Annotated in this window: 18 protein-coding genes; 1 reads left to right on the plus strand and 17 read right to left on the minus strand. The window is 43.8% G+C overall.

Features of this window, described 5'->3' with window-relative positions:
• Positions 1-14: 14 nt before the first annotated feature.
• Positions 15-581: a recombinase family protein gene (locus NIES208_RS00210; protein ID WP_075888499.1), complete on the minus strand. Its 567-nt coding sequence runs from the start codon at positions 579-581 to the stop codon at positions 15-17.
• 153 nt (positions 582-734) lie between these two features.
• Between NIES208_RS00210 and NIES208_RS00215 the strand changes: the two genes are divergently transcribed.
• The gene (locus NIES208_RS00215; RefSeq protein WP_075888544.1) at positions 735-3,800 is read left to right on the plus strand and encodes a Tn3 family transposase; all 3,066 of its coding nucleotides are present in this window, start codon (positions 735-737) and stop codon (positions 3,798-3,800) included.
• Positions 3,801-4,214: 414 nt separating this feature from the next.
• Here the strand turns inward: NIES208_RS00215 and NIES208_RS00220 are convergent, their stop codons facing one another.
• The 16 genes from NIES208_RS00220 to NIES208_RS00295 form a co-directional block, all read right to left on the minus strand.
• Positions 4,215-4,931 (minus strand): hypothetical protein, encoded by a 717-nt coding sequence (locus NIES208_RS00220; RefSeq protein ID WP_075888502.1) that lies wholly within the window; start codon positions 4,929-4,931, stop codon positions 4,215-4,217.
• 2 nt (positions 4,932-4,933) lie between these two features.
• Positions 4,934-7,699 carry a hypothetical protein gene (locus tag NIES208_RS00225; RefSeq protein WP_075888505.1) on the minus strand — a complete coding sequence of 922 codons (2,766 nt, stop codon included), beginning with the start codon at positions 7,697-7,699 and terminating at the stop codon, positions 4,934-4,936.
• Between the two features lie 2 nt (positions 7,700-7,701).
• Positions 7,702-8,040: a hypothetical protein gene (locus NIES208_RS00230; RefSeq protein ID WP_075888507.1), complete on the minus strand. Its 339-nt coding sequence runs from the start codon at positions 8,038-8,040 to the stop codon at positions 7,702-7,704.
• A 6-nt stretch (positions 8,041-8,046) separates the two neighbouring features.
• On the minus strand, positions 8,047-8,568 hold the full coding sequence (locus NIES208_RS00235) for a hypothetical protein (RefSeq protein ID WP_075888509.1): 522 nt from the start codon (positions 8,566-8,568) through the stop codon (positions 8,047-8,049).
• Positions 8,569-8,674: 106 nt separating this feature from the next.
• Positions 8,675-11,572, minus strand: a complete 2,898-nt coding sequence (locus tag NIES208_RS00240) for an ATP-binding protein (RefSeq protein WP_075888510.1) — start codon at positions 11,570-11,572, stop codon at positions 8,675-8,677.
• Between the two features lie 5 nt (positions 11,573-11,577).
• Positions 11,578-12,051, minus strand: coding sequence for a ribonuclease toxin HepT-like protein (locus NIES208_RS00245; protein ID WP_075888512.1), 474 nt, complete (start codon positions 12,049-12,051; stop codon positions 11,578-11,580).
• Positions 12,048-12,422, minus strand: coding sequence for a nucleotidyltransferase family protein (locus NIES208_RS00250; protein WP_075888546.1), 375 nt, complete (start codon positions 12,420-12,422; stop codon positions 12,048-12,050). Before NIES208_RS00250 ends, NIES208_RS00245 begins: the two co-directional genes overlap by 4 nt.
• A gap of 17 nt (positions 12,423-12,439) precedes the next feature.
• Positions 12,440-12,844 carry a type II toxin-antitoxin system VapC family toxin gene (locus NIES208_RS00255; RefSeq protein ID WP_075888514.1) on the minus strand — a complete coding sequence of 135 codons (405 nt, stop codon included), beginning with the start codon at positions 12,842-12,844 and terminating at the stop codon, positions 12,440-12,442.
• 3 nt (positions 12,845-12,847) lie between these two features.
• Positions 12,848-13,072: a DUF2281 domain-containing protein gene (locus NIES208_RS00260; RefSeq protein WP_075888516.1), complete on the minus strand. Its 225-nt coding sequence runs from the start codon at positions 13,070-13,072 to the stop codon at positions 12,848-12,850.
• Positions 13,073-13,094: 22 nt separating this feature from the next.
• Positions 13,095-15,911 (minus strand): DUF1156 domain-containing protein, encoded by a 2,817-nt coding sequence (locus tag NIES208_RS00265; protein ID WP_075888518.1) that lies wholly within the window; start codon positions 15,909-15,911, stop codon positions 13,095-13,097.
• Between the two features lie 32 nt (positions 15,912-15,943).
• Positions 15,944-18,169: an Rcat domain-containing protein gene (locus tag NIES208_RS00270; RefSeq protein WP_075888520.1), complete on the minus strand. Its 2,226-nt coding sequence runs from the start codon at positions 18,167-18,169 to the stop codon at positions 15,944-15,946.
• A gap of 127 nt (positions 18,170-18,296) precedes the next feature.
• Positions 18,297-18,644 carry a type II toxin-antitoxin system HicB family antitoxin gene (locus NIES208_RS00275; RefSeq protein ID WP_075888522.1) on the minus strand — a complete coding sequence of 116 codons (348 nt, stop codon included), beginning with the start codon at positions 18,642-18,644 and terminating at the stop codon, positions 18,297-18,299.
• Positions 18,645-18,755: 111 nt separating this feature from the next.
• Positions 18,756-19,007 (minus strand): type II toxin-antitoxin system HicA family toxin, encoded by a 252-nt coding sequence (locus tag NIES208_RS00280; protein WP_075888524.1) that lies wholly within the window; start codon positions 19,005-19,007, stop codon positions 18,756-18,758.
• A 34-nt stretch (positions 19,008-19,041) separates the two neighbouring features.
• On the minus strand, positions 19,042-22,500 hold the full coding sequence (locus NIES208_RS00285; RefSeq protein ID WP_084176469.1) for a helicase-related protein: 3,459 nt from the start codon (positions 22,498-22,500) through the stop codon (positions 19,042-19,044).
• An 80-nt stretch (positions 22,501-22,580) separates the two neighbouring features.
• A complete protein-coding gene (locus tag NIES208_RS00290; protein WP_075888527.1) occupies positions 22,581-22,949 on the minus strand; it encodes a hypothetical protein in 369 nt (122 codons plus the stop codon).
• 3 nt (positions 22,950-22,952) lie between these two features.
• Positions 22,953-23,696: a ParA family protein gene (locus NIES208_RS00295; protein WP_075888528.1), complete on the minus strand. Its 744-nt coding sequence runs from the start codon at positions 23,694-23,696 to the stop codon at positions 22,953-22,955.
• Positions 23,697-23,892 lie beyond the last annotated feature (196 nt).

A 23,892-nucleotide genomic window follows, 5' to 3' on the forward strand; every position in this document is an offset into this window, starting at 1 on the left:
AAGAAGGCTCAATATCAGTCTGCTGCCTGAGCAACCTGAGTACCCTTGAGATAGCGATATATACTGGCTTTCGAGAGTTTATACTCCTCCATGAGAGTCTTCACGAGAACACCTTGCTGCCGTTTGAGCCGCAGCTCTAAACATTCTTGGTCAGTTAAGCGCTTTTGCCGACCCAACTGAACACCACGAGCCTTAGCATTGCGAATGCCATCCATTTGGCGCTCTGCACGGATTTCCGTCTTAAACTGAGCGATGGCAGCCAACATATTGAACAAGAGCCTTCCAGTCGCATCACCCGTGTGAATATTTTGGTCAAGAACCTGGAGAGCAACCTGCTTTTCTTCCAACTGTTCAGCGATCTGACAGAGGTGCAATGTGGAACGAGCTAAACGGTCTAGGCGGGTCACCACCAAAGTATCCCCTTCGCGCACATATTCAAGACAAGCCTGTAAGCGGACTCGCTTGCTGGAAGAGCCGCTGTGCTTTTCCTGGAAGAGCTTATCGCAATGACTTAACTTCTCAAGTTGAACATCAAGACTTTGCCCAACAGAACTGACCCTGGCATAACCAATAATGGCCATCAGTCGCCTCTACAGTTATCAAAAAGCCTAAAACCTTCCGAGATTTTTATATTGAGACATGAAATGAGATTATAAAAACCGTAGGTCTCAGAAGGTACACCTTCTGAGATTATGATAAACGAAAAAAGTGCCTTGGGCGACAACCATAAATTTATGTCAGCGCAGATAATCGCTCCCCACGCAAAACGTCTGCAAATCTTAGGCAATGATGAGATTGATAAGCTATATGGACTGCCCCATTTTACTGCTAAAGAGCAGGGGAAATACTTCGAGCTATCGCCGCTAGAACAAGCAGCAATTGAGCAATTACATAGCCTTAAATCTCGAATATACGGCATTCTACAACTGGGATATTTCAAAGCTCGCCACCTCTTTTTCGTCTTCAAATTTTCAGATATCGCCTTGGATGCTAAGCATATCCAGGAACGCTATTTCCCGGAATTCACACTGGCTGAATTCGAACCTACCAAAGTCACAAGACTCAAACAGCAGCGTCTGATTCTGGAGCTATGCAACTATCGCCTTTGTGGAGAGGAAGAACGCATCTTGCTGAAAAATAAGGCCCAACAGGCTGTCAGAGTTTGTGGAAAACCCTTCTATATTTTTCGTGAGCTAATGTACCTCCTGGAAGAGCAGCATATTGTTGCGCCTGGCTATAGCTATATGCAAGATGTTGTCGGTCAAGCCCTCACCTATGAACAAAATCGTTTGATGGCGATCACTCAAACGCATCTAGATGAGGATGATATCAAAGCTTTAAATCGCTTGATGGAGAATGAAGCTGGGTTATATGAGATCACCCAACTGAAGCGAGAGCCCAAGGATTTTGGTCTCACTGAGGTGAAGCGGGAAATTAGTCGGAGTGGGAAAATCCAACTCCTCTATCATCGCGCCAAAACGATATTACCTGAGTTGGCGATCTCCGAAGAAAGCATCAAGTATTATGCCTCACTGGTGACTTACTACTCTGTCTACCGTCTCAAACAACTGGCCGAAGGCATGGTTCATATGTATTTACTATGCTTTGTGTATCATCGCTACCAGCGAGCCCATGACAATCTCATCAATAGCTATATATACAAGCTCAAGCGCTATGTTGAAGACAGCAAGACGGCAGCCAAACAGCAAGTATATGAGCAGCAAATTGAGAATAACCAGGATCTGCGAAAAGCTGGTCGAGTTTTAAAGCTATTCGTTGATGAGACTATTGCTGCAAGCACTACCTTTGAGGATGTGAGAGCACAAGCTTTTGAGATCTTGGAACGGCAGAAATTGGCCTTTATCGCCGAGCATATTGCCACTGAGGCCAGCTTTGATGAGATCGCTTTTCAGTGGGAGTATGTGGATAGCCTCGCCCACAAATTCAAGTGTAATCTGCGGCCAATATTGCAAACTGTCGAGCTGGCCAGTACCTCTAGTCAAGTACCGATCCTTGAGGCGATTCAATTCTTGAAAGCGGCTGCTCTAAAGGGGCGTCCTTTAAGCCATTATTCTGAAGAGTCCTTTCCAACGCAGTGCATCCCAGAATCTAGCAAACCATATCTCTACACTTCAGAGGCAGAGAGGGCTAACCTGCTGCGAGATCGCTATGAATTTTTGGTTTATCGCTTGTTGCGTAATGGCTTAGAATCTGGCGATATTTTCTGTCATGACAGTGTCCGTTTCCGCAGCTTTGAGGATGACCTGATTAGTAGGGAGCAGTGGCAAGCAAAAGATGGGTGGATTGCTGCAACAGAACTCCCGCTTCTCAAACAACCTATCCAAGCGCATTTAGCAGAGCTTGAGGAAAAACTAGAATCTTGCTTAGCTGAGGTCAATCAACGGCTGAGTAGTGGCGAGAACCCCCATTTTGAGATCAAAAAGTTAGGCTCTTCTCCCGAGTGGACATTACGCTCACCAAGTCTGCCAGAGTCGGTTAATCATCCCCTCTTCAGTACGCTTAAGCAGGTAGATCTTAGTAGTGTCTTACACTTCGTCAACCAGCACTGTCATTATGCGGAAGCCTTTGAACATCGCTTGGCTCGCTATGGGAAGCAAAAGTTGGATGAATCTGTGTCCACTGCTTGTTTAATCGCCTGGGGCACCAATATGGGGTTAGGCCGTATGGGGGATACTTCAGATATTGGCTACCATGTTTTGAGCAATGCATCGGATAATTTCCTTCGTCCAGAAACCCTGAGAAAGGCCAATGATATTGTCAGTAATGCCATTGCTGACCTCCCCATTTTTCAGCACTATAATATCGATGGTGCTCTTCACTCCAGTAGTGATGGACAGAAGTTTGACAGCCAGATTCAGACGATTAATGCCCGTCATTCCCCAAAGTATTTTGGTCTGAAGAAGGGGATTGTCTCTTACACCTTGGTTGCCAACCATGTACCGATCAATGCCAAGATCATCGGCGCGAATGAGCATGAGAGCCATTATGTGTTTGACCTCCTTTTCAATAACACGACGGAGGTTCAACCCACTATCCATTCCACGGATACCCATGGCACTAATCAAGTGAATTTTGCCATCTTGCACCTATTCAATTATCAATTCGCTCCCCGTTATCGCAACATTCATAGCAAGATCAACAATGCTCTTTATGGGTTTCAGCACCCCAGTCAGTATGGAGACCTTCTACTCAAGCCAATCCGCAAGCTTAAGCCCCAGCTTGTTGTGGATGAGTGGGACAATATTCAACGGATTATGGTTTCCTTGGCTCTCAAGACTACGACCCAAAGCATCATTGTCAGCAAGTTGAGTACCTATGCTCGCAGAAATAAGACGCGCCAGGCTTTATGGGAGTATGACAACATCATCAAAAGTCTATATTTCCTAGACTATATTGATTCAGTCCCTCTGCGCCAGCATGTTCAACGGGCATTGAATCGTGGTGAAAGCTACCATCAATTACGTAGGGCTGTCTCCTATGCTAATTTCGGCAAGCTCCGCTTTAAAACTGAATATGAGCAGCAAATATGGGGTGATTGCGCTCGCCTGTTGACCAACTGCGTGATTTACTACAACGCCTTTATTCTTTCTCGTCTCTTGAACCATCGCGAGCTCCTCGGTGACTCAACCAGGATTGCTCAGCTCAGTCTGGTTTCACTTGTAGCCTGGCAGCATGTCAATTTTTATGGTCGCTATGAGTTCAATAGGAAGCCTGAAAGCATTGATATAGAAGCGATTCTTCAACAATTGATGCAGCTTCCAATCCCCTCAGATGAGTGAGCCTTTTTTCTGGAATATACCTTTTCGGGGGGATATGCAAAAAACCCCATGTACGACTAGCGGGGGCATTTGAACAGAAAGCTACGGTTTCGCTGAAAAAGCTTGTCACATAAGGATTTCAGGCTCTATAATAGCTTTAAGATAGACGAAATAGCCCGTAGCTTATGATAATTTACTCCTTAATTCCAATCAAAACTATATATATCAATACTTTCAGCGATTTCAGATAGCTTACGATAATACGCCTTAAGAGTAGCTTGAGATCTTATTCGAGTACGATTTTTACAAGTTTTGTTGTGCCTTCAGGTACTCTTAATTCCAAACCGTAACTTTCTGTTTAAATGCCCCGCTAGTCCAACATAAAAAAAGACCTCTCGATCTGAGAAGTCTAATCAACCTGTAAAAAGCTTGGTTCTATAGGTCGTCAACAAGTGCGTTATTAAACTGCACCTCCTGCAAAATTTGATTGGCAGCGCGATCTTTTTCCGCTTGCTTGGTTCGTTCTGCACGGGTCATGGTTTTAGCGACATTGGCTTGGGTGATATTATTCGCAGCAAGCTGTTGGAGAATTTGCTGATTTTGATTAATTTGAATGCGGGACAATTGTGATTCATTCGCCATCTGGAGCGTCATACATTTCATCACTTCCTGCGTAATTTTTAAGCCTTGGCATTGTTCAGCGAGTTCACCCGATGTTGTGGAAATTTGCGTGGAAGTTTCAGCCAATTTTTCGGTACTTTTCTGACCCTCCGCTGAAAAGACAATTTCCCCAAGGGTGCTGGAAGTACCAGCGGCAACCTCTGCTTGTCTTAAAATCCCTTCCGAAATGTCGTTGATGTCGGTTTGATTGAGAGCAGCATCCTCACGAATGTCGGCGAAAATTCCACTGGGATCTGGCAGTCCTAACACACCTGTAATCGCTTCAATGCCTTGGGGGACATAAACCTGAAGAAAATCTTCAACATAGCTTCCCACATAGGTCTCAAAGGTGGATGAGACCATTTGGGAAGTCTGATTCCAAGCGTTTTTCAGAATGTTGAGGACGGAAGCTTCACTTTTGGCAGTGGAAATCAAGACGATGCCTGTGGCGATGGGCATGATGATAAGTAGTTTTTTAGTGCGGTTTTTCATGGTTAAAAATCCTCTAATTTTTTGCCTTGTTGCATACAGATTTGGAAATGTGCGCCCCACCGTGCGGCGGCTTCGAGGGGATTGGGATACTGCTCAAAGAAGCGATCGCGGGCAATGACTTGTTCTTTGTTGTTGGCTAATAAACCGACGAGAATCGGACTGGCAAAATAACGCCCGTGGGTATAGCGGCGATCGCCATCGACTAGCCATTGGGAAGTACCACGACGGCGATCAGCTTTGAAGGTGCTGGCGACGTTTTCGCTGATAATCGCTTCCGGTGTGCGATGGATGCGTTGGTAATTGTCGATGTCGTCCCCATTAATTCGTCCCGTAATGCGTAACGATAAATTCGTCCGCATCTTGGCACTAGCGGCATTAGTTTCGATAATCACCGGATCTTGGGTGGTTAAAATGACCGTTAAACCAGACTTTCGCGCCGTTGCCATTTGTACGCCGACGTATTTCGCCAGACCCGCATATTCGAGCCAGATGGAAGCCTCATCAATGTAGAAAATGGAGCGGGAACATTGCAGGGCGCGACGTTGGGCAATATTGCAAATCATCAACCCTAACACCCTTGCCTTTTTCTCCGAACTAGGTTTGAGACAGGAAAATTGCAGGTAGGGCGTGTGGAAAAAATCAACGCTGGAGGGTTGGGCAATTTGCTTGCCCATTGCGCCTTCAATCCAACTCATCAGGGCGGAACGGATGAAATTTACCGCCTGTCGTTGCCCCTCATCGTCATTCTGCACCAGCGAATAATCGACCCGTTCGTAGAAATCCTGAAGGGTCGGATAGGCTTGCCATGCAGCAGAATTAATCCCATTTTTCTGAGCCGTGTTAATGCGTTCGAGAATGGCTGGGTCACGGTAAAAACGGGCGATCGCCGTCGTCAGAATAAACTCAACCTGCGTGGCTAAACCCGAATCCGTCACCCCATCCAGCACCAAGGCTTGCATCATTGCCTCGATGGATTCCACAAACGCATCCCGTCGTTCCAATTGTTTCTGGGGCGAAAAGTGCGATAAATCCGGCAATTCCAAAATATTGGAAGCCTCACGGGAAGGGTCAAATTCAGTGCCACCGAGAAATTTAATCAGCGCAGAATAGGTCGATGAAGTTTTTTGCGCCGCATCATCTGCCTCGGTTTCAGACGGTACGACTAAATCCATCGAGGTAATTTGCGCCCCCGTAAACGCCGCCTCCACGAGCATATCGCCCACCAAAACCGACTTTCCCGAAGCCGTTCTACCGTAAACAACCCCGTGGCGCGGACTACCAAATTCATCCTCCAAACTGACGCGAAAGGGTACGCCCCCCTGAATGCTGATAAATTCCGTGCCTGTTTCCGCCTGATTCACAATGCCCGTCAAATTCACCAAGCCTAACGCCGCTGAAGCATTGATGGAGAGTCGATAATCGCCTGTCACAAAACCCGCACAACGCCATAATAATTCCAGCTTGGTCGGTAACGTTTGCAGCCAAATCCGCCAGACATAATCGCGTTCCTGAAACAGGCGAGTGGGACGATTGAAACCTTTACGAATCAGGGTGAGTTTGTCGCGGAGAATGTCCAAATCAGGGGCATAAACGAGAATTGCCACACCGACATAAACCGGATAATCCCCTTGCTGAATCAGTCGTTGCGCCTCCATCGCTTCCTCGGATGTGACCACCGCCGTTTGGTCTGCCTGCCCGTTTTTGCTGGAGGTACGGAGCTGCTGCTTGGTGTAATTTTGCAGGGATTTACGCACCCCATCCACCGAGGCATAACTGTACTGAGTGATCAGGTCATAATCGCTGAGCTCCAGTGCAATCAAGCAATCCCAGAGCCAGCGGTATTTATGTTCCGGTGAAGCGAACTCGTCGGGTAAATCTTCCAAACCTAAAATCGCGCAGTACTGTTGCCGTGCCGGAAGCCAGAGATGTTCCTGATGTGCCCGTGGAAAATTCTCGTCGGTAAAGAGCTGCGACAATAACGCTAACGGTTGTCCCGTCAGACTTTCACCCGTTCGATTGAATTCCTGAATTTCGGGATGGGGATGATCGAGATCGACAAATAAATAGTAGGGCAAAGCTGAATTGCCACCGATCGCCTGATTGAGTAAATGCCAGAGGCGATCGCCGTCATAGAGTTGTGCCTGATCCAGTTTTAGCGTGGCATAGAGGGTTTTCTCAAACTCAATCCCTGCACGGTAAGCAGAATTAAAGAGAGTCAAAAGAGCAGCATATTCCCGTTCGTACTCCGTATCAGTAAAGAGAGATTCCCAACGGCGAATTACTTTCGAGAAAAACTTTTCGACCCCATTATCCGAGTCAACCGCCGTCCCATCCACGGTGAAAGTGCTATCAATGCGATAGGCAATCTGTTTGCGTTGCTTACTGTGGGCGAGATTACGGCTTGTGCTTTCTTTGTTTAGCCAGAGTAATTGTGCCGCTGGATTCGGTAATTCTGAAACCCCTTGACTCTCAAAATGGGAATTTACCTGCGTAGAAAAGGTGAGTTTTTCATGCTCGGACAAACCTTTCAGCACCGACAACAAACCCGCCATCGAAGGTTCATGGGCTTCGTTGGCATGGATGCATTGATAACTGGCACTAAAGGAAAACTGCGTTAAATCGCCTTGGCTGTTGGCGATCGCCCAAATATCGTGACCCCCTTTCCGCAGACAAACGATATTGGCGAGATCCAAAAAATTCTCAATCGCAGGCAAATAATCCGTGGGAACTTCACCCCGTAAGGCTTGGATTGCTGTTGCTAAACCCATAATTATGACCTCTCCTGAATAGAAACCTGTTGACTAATTGCGGGTGCCGGATTGCGTTTCAACCAAACTCCATGACGACCCCGACCACGCCGCCAACGGGGAGGATGGTGATATTTCGCCGCAGTTCTTGCCGGAGATTTACCCGCAATAATCAGCCAAGTGATGAACGGAGCGCAGGTATAGACCATGACCCAGATAAAACCCGCTTGGAACCAGACCCCGACGACGATAAACCCAAAAAATAGCGATAACCCAAACGGGATAATGTGTTCCGGGCTGAAGATGAAAAAATTAGCGCGGCGACGAAAGGACTTATTAACCTTGGTATTTTTGACAGACATGATGCCTTAACCCCCGCAACCACTGCCCATGATGAGCGGTTCAATTGCCCCGACCACCACGATGGAGACAATCGCATAAACGATAGTTTTGATTTGCTCCGAGGAATCCTGCTGTTTCCGTTTTTCCTGCCAAGCCTCAAAAGCAACGAACGCTAGACCGAGGACAACACTGCCCCGAATGGCGGTGAAAATCAGCCCTGAAAGTACCGACAGTCCGGCAATTTGACTGAAGATACAGGTTTCCATTGCCGTTTGGGTGGCTTGCAATAGAAACGAGTATTCGATTGCCATCACCGGGGAACTGGTGAATAATCCCAGCATTGCTAAGGCAGTCAGAGCAGCAAGAAATTTAGACCGAGAGTTTAACCGCTGAAACGCCCGTAAACCATTGGGAATAGACAAAATGGCAAAGATGCTGAGGGGAACCATTGCCCAGAGCGGTTGTCCCAATCTCAGGAACACCAGACTGAGAGGAACGCTGAGGGTTTCAACCAGACGAGTAGGTTTGAGGTGAATTGTGTGCGACATACAGAACATTGAACGCTTCAATCTATAAGGGAAAAAGGCATTCAAGATTCGGATAAAGTCGCCAAATTATTTTTGGAAGGTTTGGGATGATGGGGCGATCGCCACTTCAGTCAATAGATGTTGTTGCTTGAATGTCTGCTTCATCAATTGGTTCCTCTATGGCATTCCGCAGCCACTGTAAATCAAACGCATCTTTTGCATGGGCATCAACAGTGAGATTGACGCTAACTTGAGAAGATTGGTCACTTAAGTTTTGTAGAATAGTGACGAGTTGGAATAACTGAGCGGCATCTAATTTTGCGTTTAAGCGATAATGTTTTGCAGGTTGTTTACCTTCTTTTATGTCTACTAAAATATTTCGTTCAATACTACTTCCTGATGGTTTTTCCGTATCATAATTTCCTTTCGTACTAGACATTGAATCCGTTTTTTTTGTACTGTCGGGATAAGTAATTGTGACTTGGACTGGTTTTTCTTCTTCTTCTGGAGATGTGTCTATAGTCTGGTTTTGTTTCGCTTGATATTGAGCGAGAGTTTCTGTGACTAAATCTTTCTCTAATAAATATCCTTGAGTATCAAATTCATCATTAGGAATCTCGATATTGATACTGATAGATTGGGGATTTTCGATAATAGGTTGGCTATTATCTGTAATCGTTAGATTTGGTACATAGCCGAAGTCTCCTCTGGCGATCGCCACCTGAATAGCTCGTTTTACAGGATGTTGGTCTAAAAGCTTAGGATAGTCTGGATATTGGAAGAATGCTTGGATTAGGGCAGAAACTTGAATGTAAGGTCTTTCGGGAGAAATACCTGATAATCGCACAAGTTTATTAACTGTTAAATTCTCGAAAACATCATTACGTAGGGCATCGAGAACTCGTTCTTGTAGATTACTTGATGTATTAACTTGAGATAGTAAATCTATATTTTTTAAAGTAGTGGGATTATCACTCTCCCTATCAGGAATAGGTAGTAAAATTTTTTCATAGAGTTTATCGACTGATCCTTTCAGACCCTGTTTAGAATTGTTTCCTTTTTCCTTTAGTTCGCTAATGTCTTCTGCACTGAATTTATATTTATTTTTCTGCTCTAACAAAGAGATGATCGCCGCATAGGTTCGGGCATTACTCCGGGCTTTATCCATTTGCTGACGATTGGGTACGACGAAGGCAAGACAATTTTTGTGGGTGCGTTTGCTGTTGCCTCGGTACTCTAGCCAGTGCATTACATCTTCATGCAATGTTTCTGTACTTTTTTCTGACCAATGGGCATCGAGATAAATGGCGATAAATTTATTGAGGTTATCGGGGATGCTGCTGGAATCCTTTGCCCATAGGACAATTTCTCCCCGTCCTCCCTTCAGGTTAGCTTCAAGCTGTTGGCGAATTTGCAGTAATCCTTCGTCTGTGCTGATTTTGGATTCTTCGTCGGCGATCAGTTTATTGAGGTTTGGTTTGGTTTCAAAACGATAACGTTTGCCAATGTAATGCAGGTATAACAGTTCATCCCGTAGGTCACTTAATGCCGCAGTCAGAATCGTTCGATCTAGGTTTCCTGTTAGGCAAGATGCAACGATCTCTTGTTCCATTACGCCTCGATCTTCGCCACTTTTTGCACCAAAGGAATACAGCAAAATTGCGGATGCTAGTCTTGTGCCGATTTTTAGGTTGGCGATCGCCGGAACATCATTGGCGAGTCGGTTGTTGATGATATTGACTTTGGCTTTACGTCCGGTGATATCGGCAGAAATAACGGAGTCATAGGCATCACGCTGACCAACTTGGCTAAAAAAGGCTTGTTTGGTGTTGATGTCTTCGAGGGGAATACTACCGGGATGGATTAGCCAAAGTGGATCATGTTGTTGCCACAGATGACTCACAGTACGGGCAAGAAATTGTAAGGCGCCTCTGGTTCTTTGATAACTGGGCAGACTACCCCACCGGAGGTACATCAGATCGAGGAGGTCTGGATGGAAGGGATAACTACTTTCGATCCGTTCTGCCAAGATTTGGGCTTGTTGTTCGATTTCTTGTTGGGCGCGATCGCCGTCGGCATAGGTGTTATAAAACTTGCGGTAAAGATCGGCTTGTTGTCGGGCGACTTCTTTGATCACTTCCGGATCGCCGATATCTGCAAATAGACGACGTTGCACCACCTTCATCACTTCATCGCCGGAGACGGGTTCTTTTTTGGCATCAATGCGGGAAACGAGTTTATCCAGCACATTTAGTAAACCTTCATCACCCAATGCTTCCTGAACGCTAGCTTGGAGGGAATACACCATCACGGTTTTGGGGAGTTCTCTTACTACTTCGGTTAGGCGTTGAATGAAGGTGAGAACTTGACGACCAAAGGTAGAATCTCCAACGGTCACACCCATGGCATTCTCAACATAAACCAGAAATTCATCGAGCAGAATTAGGGTCGGTTCGTCGCCAATAATCTTGCGGAGGGTATCGTTACCGGGAGCAATGCGCTTACTGTCTTCTTCGGCGATTAGGTTAAAGGCGATCGCCCCACCAATTTGCCATGCGAGATAACCCCAAGGGGTTAGTATTTTTTGACCATTTTCTAGTTCGATGCCGGATTGTGCGCCCATATCCAAGCCGATAAATGCGGCGACTTTCACGCTACTGGGATTGGGTAATTTATTGATTTCGGGGAGATCGCTGAGGTCTGGGCGATTTTGGGTGAGGTGATAAAGGCTTACAAGGGAGTGGGTTTTACCGCCACCAAATGGGGTTCTGAGTTGGATAACTTTATCGGTGGGCTGACCATTTAAACCTTTGAGGACATCGTTGAGGAGATTGCGTAGTTCTTTGGTGAGATAGGTTGCTTCAAAGAATTTGCGGGCATCGCGATAGACTTCTGGGCAGTTGGGATCTTTTCTGACCACTTGGCTCAGGCTGGCGGCGAAGATTGCATTATCGATATTGCCAGAGGTGATATCTGCGTGGGGGGTAACAACTTGTGTCCAGGGTTTGAGTTGGTAAGCGGTCATAGGGATTAGGGTTTGGGGGTTAGGGTTAGGGCAAAGGAATGAATGTCTTGTTTGAAAGGAGAAAATACATTTATACTTTTTTCGGCAAGGGACAAAATCAGTTCTTGATCTAAATCGTAGGCATAGATTTTTCTGACAACATGGCGAAATCGCCTCAATTCATCTAATGTTTCATAGGTATTTTCAGAAATAATGGCTGGTCGAATATCGGGAACTTCCGTCAGCATTTGATTGAGTAGTTGTTTATGCCAATTGGAGCCACTGGGTTGATATTGGTCGATCTGTTTGGCGATCGCCTCAAAGATTCGTTCGACTCCGGTATAGAAACTATGGAGATTAAAGGCAATGGCGCTGGTTAGGGCATTTTGGTAGATGGGGTTTTGTTCTTGTTTAGATTGTGTCAAAAATTGCTGGGTTTGTTCAATGATTTGGGTCATTGCCTCCAGTTCATAATTGAGCCGTTCTGCAAGTTTGGTCATAGTTCAACCCCCTTGGCGATCGCCTCTTGAATATGGGGTTTGGCTTGTTCGATGGGGACAAGATCCACGGGGAAATTATGACCTTCTTCCATGGTGGCTCCGGCTCGATAGAGGGATTGTGCGGGTAAACCCCAAACGGCAAGGTCAATGTCTGACTCGAAATCCATATGTTCGGGATTGAGTAATGACCCAAAGAGAATGACTTTTTGTACGCCAAATTCTGTTTTTAGGCGATCGCTGATTTGTTGGGCGATTTCTAGGGCTTGTTTTTGGCGATCGCGCATCTGTGCCAAGAAGGTCTGCCGTTGGGCATGGGCTTGTTGGATACGCTGGATAATTGCTTGTTTGGTTTCTAGGGTCGGTAAGCTCATAGATTTGAGTGGAGAATTTACCAAATAGTTTTGATATTTAAGGCTTTTTGGATTTTTCCATCGCGGGTCACGAGGGGTAAATCAAGGGTTAGGGCTGTGGCGGCAATGATTCGGTCTGGCATATCGGAGACGGTATCTCGATCAATTTGGGCGATCGCCGTAGCTATCTCAATATCAATAGGAATTAGTTCAATGCCGATGGCAGGATCTTGAATTGCAGCTTTTAAACTTGTGATTGCTTCATTTGCTAATCTTCCTTTTTCAATGAGGTAGGTAATTTCGATCAGAGAAATGGCAGAAACAAAAATGTTGTCACCCTGAGCAATGGAGGCTGATAGGGCTGTCCCAGCGGTGGCGGAAAGCTTTTCGTTGTTAGAGAGATACCAAATGATGGTATGGGTATCAGCAATGACTGAGGACATGGCTTAAATGATTTCCTCCCCTAAGTTTCCCCACATTTCTTGACGAGCCTCGGCAATGTCTTCTTCTGTGATTTGAATATTTAGATCTGCCCAGAGTCCGCGCACATCTTTTTTAGGCGATGCTTTGGTTTTATGGCGGAGGAATTGCACGAAATCTAAAACTTCATTTTGTTGGATTGGAGGTAATTGGCGTAGTTCTTGGAGAACGATGGCTTCAATGTTAGTCATGGTGTTGCTCTGTGGTGGAGTTTTATTTTTTCTGGGTAAATAGGTTTTCTTCAATTGTGCGTTTCCATGAAGCCAGCAGGGTATCGATCGCCTGTTGTTCTGGGGTACGTTGTGCTGTCATTTCTTCGCCTGCGTTGGGGGTGAGGGCGCGACCGGATAGGGCTTGGGCGACGAGTCTGAGTTGGCTACTATCGGGTTGGGCGATCGCAATGTAATCGCTAATCTTTGCGGGTTTATGTTCGGCTAGCCACAGGAGGCGATGGAGAATATCAATCAGGGATGCGGGAGTAAGGGTTTCTTTGGGATCGAATGTGCCGAGTTTTTCGTCAGAGCCTCTGTCTGTATAGTTTCTGAGTTGAACTTTATTTTTTGTTTTCTGGACTAATGCGGTTTTGCCGTCGGTGAGTCCCCCTGCGCCATCGAGTTCTACGCCTACTCCTTTGGCGAGGGTATTGGCTTCATCGAATGCGACTTCGGCTTCTCCATATTCGTACCGGGCGAGGATGTAATATTGGGTGATTTTGTCGATCTGGGATACGCCTTTGGAATCGCACCCCAACACTTCTCGCAGGATGGTTTCGGCAACTTCTTTTTGTACTTCGTTCAGGAATGTATTGGCATCGAGTTCTTCGCCGTTGGGGAGTTCGACGCTATCGAATTGGGTATAGGCTCGTAGTCCTGCTCCGACGCAAGCAATGACTAAATCGGCTCCGCTTATGCCTTCTTCCATCAGGGTTTTAACGCGGCTTTGGATAATCTCCCGCAGTTGGGGTTGTACGTCCATCGCGTAATCGCCAATTTCGGAGGTAGTACGCTTGCGGGAAATGAGGAAAATGCTGGAGGCTAAAGCTGCCGAATTTTGACCGCGTAATCTGGCTCCCATTTCTGTGTCTAATGGCCATGCTTCGGTAATCACAAATCCAGCCCGACGCAAGGAATCAATTAGGGTTGACCAGCCTGATGTAGTTTTGTGGGCATAGACTACCGCCATAATGCCATCAATTTTTAGGATGCGATTGGCTTCTTTGAAAGCGTCGTGCATCATCCCTTCATAGGCTGCCGATGCTGCTTTTTTATCCCCACCGTGGCGCGTGGGTTCCATGATAGCTTCTTTCTTTTTTGGGGTTAATTTAGCGGTGAAATGTTGGGGGTAAAGATGACCGACTGAACGCTTTAACCACACATAAAAGAAATCTGATAAATCGGCATAGGGAACGGAATCAAAATAGGGTGGATCTGTAATTACTGCGTCTAAACTATTAGTCTCAATTGCCATGCTCATGGATGAAGAGCGTTGAACATTAGCAAAGTTTGAATTTTGATTTTCTTGTCTAATAAAATTAGTTATCCAAGGTAGTGATGTTGATGCACTTCCAGAAGAGTTACCTATAGGACAGCCTTCACCAAAATCCCACACCATAGGTAATGCTTGTCTACCAAATGTATTGTTTATTCCGCTTTGCGTCGGGGTAGGGTCGTATCTACATAGGGTACTAGCTCTATCTGCTACTCGATTAATCATTAAAGCTAAATAAGTAGCGATCGCCTTTGCAAATTCTTCATCATAACCTTGAGCTAATAACTCATCATGAGCCTTTCTAACCCACTTCACAAAAGTCATCAACGACAACAATTGACGCGGCGAAAATAAATCTTTCCACTGTAATAAACCATAAGCTTGCACCCGAAAACCTAACGTTCCAATCGGAGGTAAAGGCTCATCTGGAGTAGTTAAACCTGTTTCATCACAAAGCTTTTCTAACCGCTCTAAAATTGCCTTTTCATCAGGAATATATTGTAGATAATCTGTCGCTGATAAATAGGTTTTTCCCTGTTGCCCCGGAGTTGTACAAACAATTGCCATCAACTGCTGATCAACCTGCCCTACTTTTCCTTCCTTCTTAATCTGCTTTACATCTACAGTCGTTCCACAATGCCGACAAGTTGAAGTACCCCGCGAACTCCCCGAACTCGGATCAAACCCCAAATCCTTAGCCGTAGTCGCTTCCACCACCTCAAACTCAACCCTTTTTGTCTGGTGATTCGAGATGACCTTAAGAGCCACATATTTCTTATTTTTCTTACAAAGCCAACTTTGCCGCACCAAAGGTACATCAGCCCCACAAGCCGGATTAGGACATTTCACTGTGCGCGTCCAGAGATAAGCCACCGGAGTCAATTCCTTCCGAAACGACAACCCCAACTGAGTCTGTTTCTGCTCCAAAAGCTCCATCTGCTCCTGCTTTTTCTCCAGCGATTCCCCCACCTTGATATTCGGATACAGATCCCCAATCTCTGCCCGAACCCTTTCAATCACCCAATTACCCCACGTCTCCACCTCATCCGCCAACTTTTTCCCATACTTCTGCGGATAAACCAACGTACAAAGCTCGATAATATGCGCCACCGGATTCAGATCCACCGCATAAGTCTCACAGCCCAACCGTAGAGCCTCCAACGGAATCGCCCCACCCCCCGCAAACATATCCAACACCTTCGGCGGCGGCACATCCTCTAACTTCGTATCCTCTGGCAACCCCAACCGTTTTTTCTGAGCTTCGGCGATCGCCTTTCTCGCCTTTTTGAGCGTGTCCTCCCCAGCCTTCCACTGACACAGCTCGATCATCTGCTTTTTATAAGCCGACCGTTTCTGATGATTTTCCGGAGCCGCCACCAGCGAAGCAAACACCGCCGCCCGACAAGCCACCAAAGGACGACGCGCCCACCATAGATGTAACGTCGAAATATGCCCTTTACGAATAGATTTTTCCCGTGCCGACTCCACAGAGATCTCTTTAATGGGAATAAAATCTTCAATTAAACGGCGATCTTCAGACATGATGAATTGCAACTCAGAATGATTAAACTTAATTAATAACCGAAACTTCTAGACGAATATTTATTTAATTTTCTTTCATAAATTAATTGTTGTCGTTCCAGATATGCTGAGCAGTTTAAACTACAAAAACCACAGCCTTCTGCTTCACAAACAAGTTTCCCACAACTAGAACAATTACGGTGTTTTCCGATAATTAGTGGGGAATATCCACATTTTCCTTTTTTCTCGATCCATCCTCCACAGTAAGCAAGAATTGTAGTGGAAACTGGATCTTCTTCTGAATACTTACCTGACAAAAGACCTCTACCATCAAATTTGAAAATTTTAAAACCCGTGATATTCGTTTTGTGGCGATTATCCCAAAGAGTTCCTAATGTCTTACAAAAATCAGAAATAAGATTTAAGGGATCATAAATTTTTAGAGGATTTACTTGATGGTATAGATATGGATCACCATGGTAAATCAACTCTCTTATCTTTTCTGGATGATATTCCTCATTATTCATTGATAGCATCTTTAAAAAATGCTTTAAGATTGCCATATAAATTTCAGGCAATTTGAGTAGAGTATTCGATTTTCGATATAGTAAAATTATGAATTCTTGTTTGCATATTGGAATAAATTTAGCCCAACTTTCAGGAAGCTTTTTATTAGCATAAATAAATAAACTAAGATAAGTATCTATTGATTTGTTGGTGGAAAGTAAAGCAATATCATCAGATGATGGTATTGCTTTATAATCTAAATCTATAAGTTTTTTGGCAATCCCAATTTGATTTTCATAAAATTGAGCACTATAGTCGAAAAGCCAAGGTGCTAAATAGGTCTTTGGATCAAACCCTCGAGTCATATCTAGTCTGACTACACTATCTTTAAAAGTTTTAGTAAGATTATGTAATTGCGTGTATATTAGCTCTCCCAAAAAAATTGGGCTGTTTACATAAAATGAAGCCCCTTCTTGATTCATATATTTGAGTTGAAGATAAGGCGACAGAACCCCTACAATCGCTACATCCTCTCCTCTAACTTCCTTAAAGCTAGGAATACAAAATTCAGAATAGACACTAGAGTTAACTGTCTGTCGAGCATTTTTTACATCGATATATTGTTTTTTTCCATTAATGCTTATGACTATATCTGCCTTTGTCCATTCGTTGCTTTTCTTGGTAATTTGGTGAACAGCAATATCTATAACTTCATTATTCTCGTTTAGCTTCTGATAAAAGTTTTTAACTAGTTTTTCAGCACCACGTGCAGATAACATTTTTGCTTTTTCAAACTCATCGCTTGTATCATTACTCCATATTTCTGCTAATTTTTTATCATTCTCACTAAAATCATATAAAGTTTCATATCTTTCAGAAATGTTAACTCCTAAAATATAATTGGATTCTACAAATTCTTCATGCACTGAGAAGAATTTCTGGTATCTAGACTGTATTATTTCTCTTTTAAATTTTAAGGGTGCTAAATCCCAAAGTTCATTTTTATAGGCTAGTTTTTTTTGTAATAATTTAATTTTATCCCATAAGAATTCCTTGATATTTTCACTACTATCTTTAAATAGTTTTGTGAGTTGATTCCATATAAATTGTTGAAGATGTGAGTTGTCTAAACTTAAAGCTTGCTCAATAATCTGTACATGCTTATCAATATATTTCGATGTAAAGACATTTCCTACTTTTTGGTCTTGAGGTAACAATTTAAATCTTTCTAAAATAAATTGAATGGAGTCTTCAGTTGTGAGACTTGAGGTATATCTATCAAAAAAATGCTTTGCAAAATTCAGATTTGATGCATGAGCATAATCTTTAATTTTGTCTTTTATGATGGATTCAGGCTCGATTTTGTCAACGAGTACAGCAGATGGTCTATCTAGATATTTTATTCCAAACGAAACTATATCTTTATCATCTCCGTTATATCCTTCACGATAAGGAATACTCGAATCTATATACTCAATATATTGACTACGATATGGTGAGTATAAATCTTTGTTTATAATTCCAATTTGTTGATTTAGTATTACATCAACGGCTTGAGTTCCCCGTGAATTTTCTTCTATTTCAAACTCTACTACAATCCCCTGACCATTATCTTTATCTTGTTCACATATTTTCTGTAGATCAACTGGAAGGGATTTTCGGTTTACATATATACCTTTTTCCGAAATTCCCTTACAAGATATGAAACCATAATGATTGATTTTCCCTTCTTGCGTCTGTCCACCAAACCAAATGATTTCTCCAATGGGCATATTTTGAAGTCTCTATATTTATAAACTAATTTTATTTTGCATGTATAGAAATTCAGCATATTACAATCTAATAAAAATTAAATATGCTCTAATCTAAAATTATACAAAAATGCCATGAATACTTCATTTAGAAGCTTTTGAGATATTCTTTGGATTTTTCAGAAAGTACTTCATCCATCCATGAATTAATGCTTTTTCCTGCTTTTGTCGCAGCCAAATAAATTTTATGATGAGTATCAGGCGTTGTCCGATAGGGAAGACGACCCGAAAAAGGTTTATCAGGCTCTTCTCCTACTTCCTCACAAAATTCCAAATAATCATCCACAGACTCATGAAAACACTGCACAGCTTCTTCAATAGTTTTGCCATGAAATGTAATCACATCCTTAATATCAATCACAATTCCAGATAAGATATTTTCTTCAAAATCAATCTCAAATTTACCTGTGTATCCTTTATACGTGACTGTGTACATGATTTCTTCCTTGAAGGATTTTTTTAATAAGGGGATTTTACTCCCCCTATTTTTGGGTGATCAGAACAATGTTTGCTCAGACGAATTACAAAGGTTTTTACAAATTAACCCTCAAATAACATTAGCGTTTTCTAAAAAGGTACGTATCCCCTTAACACAACTTCTCCCAACTTCATTTTTTGGGTGAGGTTGATGAAAGGTCGCTTTGACCCCGTTAAGCAAGACCCGAACCCTAGAACCATTACCTTGCGATACCCTTGCTCCTAACGTCCTAAAAAGAGACTCAATATTGTCCCATTTTAGGTTTGCAGGAGAAGGAGTGAGCTGAATGGCATCCAAAATCCGCTGCTGTTTTTTATTCATCTGTTATGGTGATGACTTTCCCACCCTTATGATATCAAAAAGTGATGTCATTTGCCCTTTTGGCGATCGCCTCAGCATTAATCATGTAACGAGTCACCTGTTTCAACTCCTGCACATCCCCCGCTAAATTCCGAGCCGGATCTTGAATCATCAGTAATTGCGGATGATCAGTCTTGCAACCCCACACCACATAGAGCCAATAAGAATCCCCAAGCTGTTGCGCCTTCCGCCATTCATTAGAAGTCAGAGAAACATTTTGCTGAGTGCCAGTCCGACCCTTCACCTCAATCCGCCTGACTGGTACAACCCTAACCTCTGGATCGATCTCGCCAATACTCCGAATATCAAAACCACTTCCATCACCCAACTTGCTGATATCCTCTGGAGTCCAACCGCGATCGCGTTCATAAGCCATCACCAAATCCATCGCAATTTTTTCCACCTCTGGATCATTCCGCATTCCCCCCATCGATTGAGACTCAAGAGCCGGACAAACCAGAGCCGTCCCCATATAAATCACCCGACCCGACCGCACAATATTGAGATGCTTCAATTCCGATTGCTTAATCTGTTTGCGTTCCTTGAATTGATTGACCTTCGTTAAAGCATTGTCCCTTGCGACCCGAAAGCTTTCATTACCCACCGCCTTACTCGCCAAATCCAGATATTTTTTCTGAGCAACCCTAATCGCCTCATCCATTGCCTGCTCAAGATATTCTTGGCGAATCTTCATTTCCCGCTCTTGGGTTTGACGAACCTCCTTAATTAATTCCTTTTGTACATTGAGCTTTAACCATCGTTCAATTGCTTTTTGTTCATCCGGTGTCGGCACTTCCGGTACATTTTCCAGATCGGCGATCGCCGGAGCAAAATCATGGAGGCAATCCGTCGAAGCCAGATTTAGACCCGCTTTTGTTTCCGTCACCGCACAAAGTCGCATCCTCAAAGCCGTATCCTTGCCCTTGATATTTTGTCCTTCCACCTCCACCTGAAAAAAATGAATCCGATAAGCTTCTAACGCATCTGCATCAATAAACGCAGCACTCCGATAACCCACCGCATCCGACAACACAAAATCTAGTCGCTCGGCAATACAAGCAAATAAACTATGACCCGGCGAAACAAATTCCGCATCACTATAATTCACCCGTTCTAACTGTTCCTTATAAAAAGTGAACTTTGGATAATTCTTTTCGGGCATCCCCAAACGTTTGACCGCCTGTAATTTTTCAGAGCGATATTCTTCTTTTAGATAGGGAATACGCAATAGACCATCCGCCCGAACTTCTAAACCAATCCCTAGGCGATCGCACGCTCGTTTAAAAAATTCCTCCACATAGCGAGGCATTAACCGTTGCTCTTCCGACAAATATTCTTGAGCTTGTTGAATCTGGGATAAATCAACATGGGAAGTCGCTAAGGCTATACCCGTTGCTTCCTCTAATTCCTCCAATATTTTGGGGTCAAGACGATCCATTGTGGCGATTGCCTCTTGTTCCGCCGCTTGGTTGTAGGTTGCCTCGCGAATGAGATCCTCAAACTGAATATCATTAAGCTGAAGCAGTTGCCCAATCACATCAAAGACCTTATCTCCCATCGCCTTGCGAATCTCATCAAGCTTTTGCAATAACTTTTCTAGAACCCGACCTTCCACCGTGAGAATCGAAACAAAGTTAAAAATAAACACATCCGAAGTCTGACCAATCCGGTGAATCCTCCCCATGCGCTGTTCCAAACGATTTGGGTTCCAAGGAATATCGTAATTAATCATCAACCGACAAAATTGCAGGTTAATCCCTTCCCCCGCCGCTTCCGTCGCCAAACAGATTTGGGTATTAAACTGAAAATCTCTTTGAGCTACTTTGCGCTGTAAAACATTCATCCCCCCGTGAATCTCACAGACGGTATAGCCCCAATGTTCTAGATTTTTCCGTAGATAATTGAGCGTATCTCGATGCTCAGTAAAGATGAGTAGCCGACCAGCACCACCACTAAAGTCTTCTATTTGATTAACATCATCCAAACATTGCTTCAAAGCGAGTAACTTTGTTTCGTTCCCCCGGTTGATCGTCGATTCTGTCAGTTTCACCAAATGATTGAGGTCAAACAATTCTGCCCGTAGTTGATCCAACTCTTCTACTACCGTTGACTCCGAGGCGATCATATCCCAGTCATCCTCATCCTCACGGTCATCAAATTCCTGTTCTACATCAACAATGCGACCTAAATCCTTTAATCGTTGCTCCTGCTCCCTTCTGGGCAATTTTTCTAACTCTGTCAATAATTCAGAAAAACGAGTTTGTCTCTTTTTGAGAGAGCTAAAAATAGCATGGAGACTACTCGCTAATCTTCGTTGAAACACCGTTCTAGCCAAAGCTACCGATGCTTTTTTTCGACCGCTAGTTTGACCTAGATAGCAATTAATATATTCTGTGACTTGATCATAAAGAATTTTTTCATCCCTCGACAATTCAAAGGGGACAGTCTTTGCATGACGTTCCTTAAATAATTTTTGACCACTAAAATCCCTAAGTTCTTCTTTAATTCGTCGTAAAAACCAAGGACTATCCTGAAGTCGCAAAATCTGCGGATTAATTTGGTTAGAAACAAACTGATCAGGATCAAGTAACCGCAGAAAATTATGGAATTGATCCACATTCCCTTGGTGAGGCGTTGCCGTTAGTAGCAAGATTCGTTCGGTATTTTCCGATAATGCTTCCGCCAATTTATAACGACCTGTACGCCGCAGATCATCTCCCTGAGTTCTCGCAGAACATTTGTGAGATTCATCAATAATGACTAAATCCCAATCCACCTGTAAGATGCCTGACATGACATCCTCTCGTTTAGCAAAATCAATGGAAGTAATACACTGGCGGAACCTATCCCAAGGATTTCCACCCAGTTGATTTTTAACGAAAAAGGAATTAATTATCTCGAACGTTTCAGAAAATTTAGAGCGTAATTCATCTTGCCACTGGATGGTTAAAGGCGCAGGGGTGAGAATCAATACCCGATCAACAATATTCCGTAATTTAAGCTCCTTAAGCAGCAGACCAGCCATGATTGTCTTACCCGCTCCCGGATCGTCTGCCAAAAGGAAACGTAGTCGCACTTGGGGCAACATAAACTTATAAACTGCCTCAAGTTGATGAGGTAAAGGACGAACTCCGCTCAACCCCACTGCAAAATGAGGGTCATATTCAAAAGCTGTTTTAATTCGTGCAGATTCGATGAAGAGAAAAAATGATTTACTGTCCACCCTTGGGGCGATCGCCTCTCCTGCACTATTGATAATTTCTTGAATCTCTTCAATGGAAATCCAAACCTCTTTTGATTGCCCATCACTCGTTGAAACTCTAATTAGAGCGTCATCTTCACTCTCAACTGCAATTTCTTCGACAATGACAGGCTCGGCAAACTGACTAGGTATCTCAACACGTTTGCCATGAAGCCTATCGAGCATTGCTTGTAGAGAGTCACTAGAATTCATGATCAAATCAAGTTAAGGTCAAGCATCATTATGGACTAGCTAAATCTATTTGAGGAAATTGGCGATCGTTCCCAACCTTCCTAACCCCGATTTTCCTGCCGAGCCAAAGCCTGTTCAATCAGATCCGAATTCTCCTCAAGCTGATCCAGAAAATAGGCGATCGCCGTCTCCACCAAAACCTCTTTATAGGGAGTATCCTGCCTACCCCGATCTAAGCTCATTTGGAGATAAGCTCGATCCAGACGCTCTAGCAACGACTCATCGAGTTGATATGTCGCTTTCTTCAGTTGTGCCTTAGCTGTCTCTTTGACTTGAGAACCAGTTGAATTTTTGAATTGTTGACTTGCTAACTTGTTAACTGGTTCAGCAGTGGAAAAACTGCTAAGAATGCTATCAGTCTTGGATTCTAGCGGGTCATGGTCGGTAAGTCGGATTTTACGCTTTGCCATAATCTAAGCCTCTATTGCTTTAATAACTTGCTTGTAGGGATAAATGAGTTTGGGGTCATTGGCATAAATGTGAATCGGTTCCCCTGCCAAATTTGCCTCCGCAAAACGGATTGATTTCGGTACAGCTGGGAAAATACCATCCTTACCAAAGCGATTTTTGAGCGAGGCGATCACATCCCGCGCCATGACTGTCTGTTCAAACATGGTGGGCAATACCCCTAAAAGTTCGATTTCTGGATTCAATCGTTTTTTCACAGAGGCGATAGTTTCGAGGAGTGCAGCTAATCCCTTAAGCGCAAAAAACTGACATTGCACCGGGACTAAAATCTGATCGGCAACGGTGAGGGCATTAAGAGTAAGTAGACCTAGAGATGGTGGACAATCAATCAAAATATGGTCGTACTGTTCAGTGATTGCTTCGATTTGTTCCTTCAGTAAATAAAAATTTCCTACCTTGCCGAGAATTTCTGTTTCACCTTTCGCGAGACTAATATCTGCCGGAAGAATATCGAGGTTTTTGAATTTAGTATTGGCGATCGCCGCGTCGATAGAACATTGCTCAGTGATGACCTCATAGGTAGTGAGCTGGTCATCCTCTACTTCAATCCCTAAGCCCGTGGTCATATTCCCTTGAGGATCGAGATCGATTAATAACACTTTTGAAGATTCGCCGAGGAGTCCTCCTAGGCAGATGGTGGAGGTTGTTTTGCTCACCCCTCCTTTTTGATTGCATAATGCGATGATCATAAACTTTTTAACCAGTTATGAAGTTAACAAGTTGACAAGCTAACTTGACTTGAAGCTTAGCACGATTATTGAAAACCAGTATTGTTGTCTGGTTATAAAGCTAACAAGTTGACAAGCTAACTTGGTTTGAAGCTTAGCACGATTATTGAAAACCAGTATTGTTGTCTGGTTATAAAGCTAACAAGTTGACAAGCTA

The organism is [Limnothrix rosea] IAM M-220 (assembly GCF_001904615.1).
Classification (GTDB): Bacteria; Cyanobacteriota; Cyanobacteriia; order Cyanobacteriales; family MRBY01; genus MRBY01.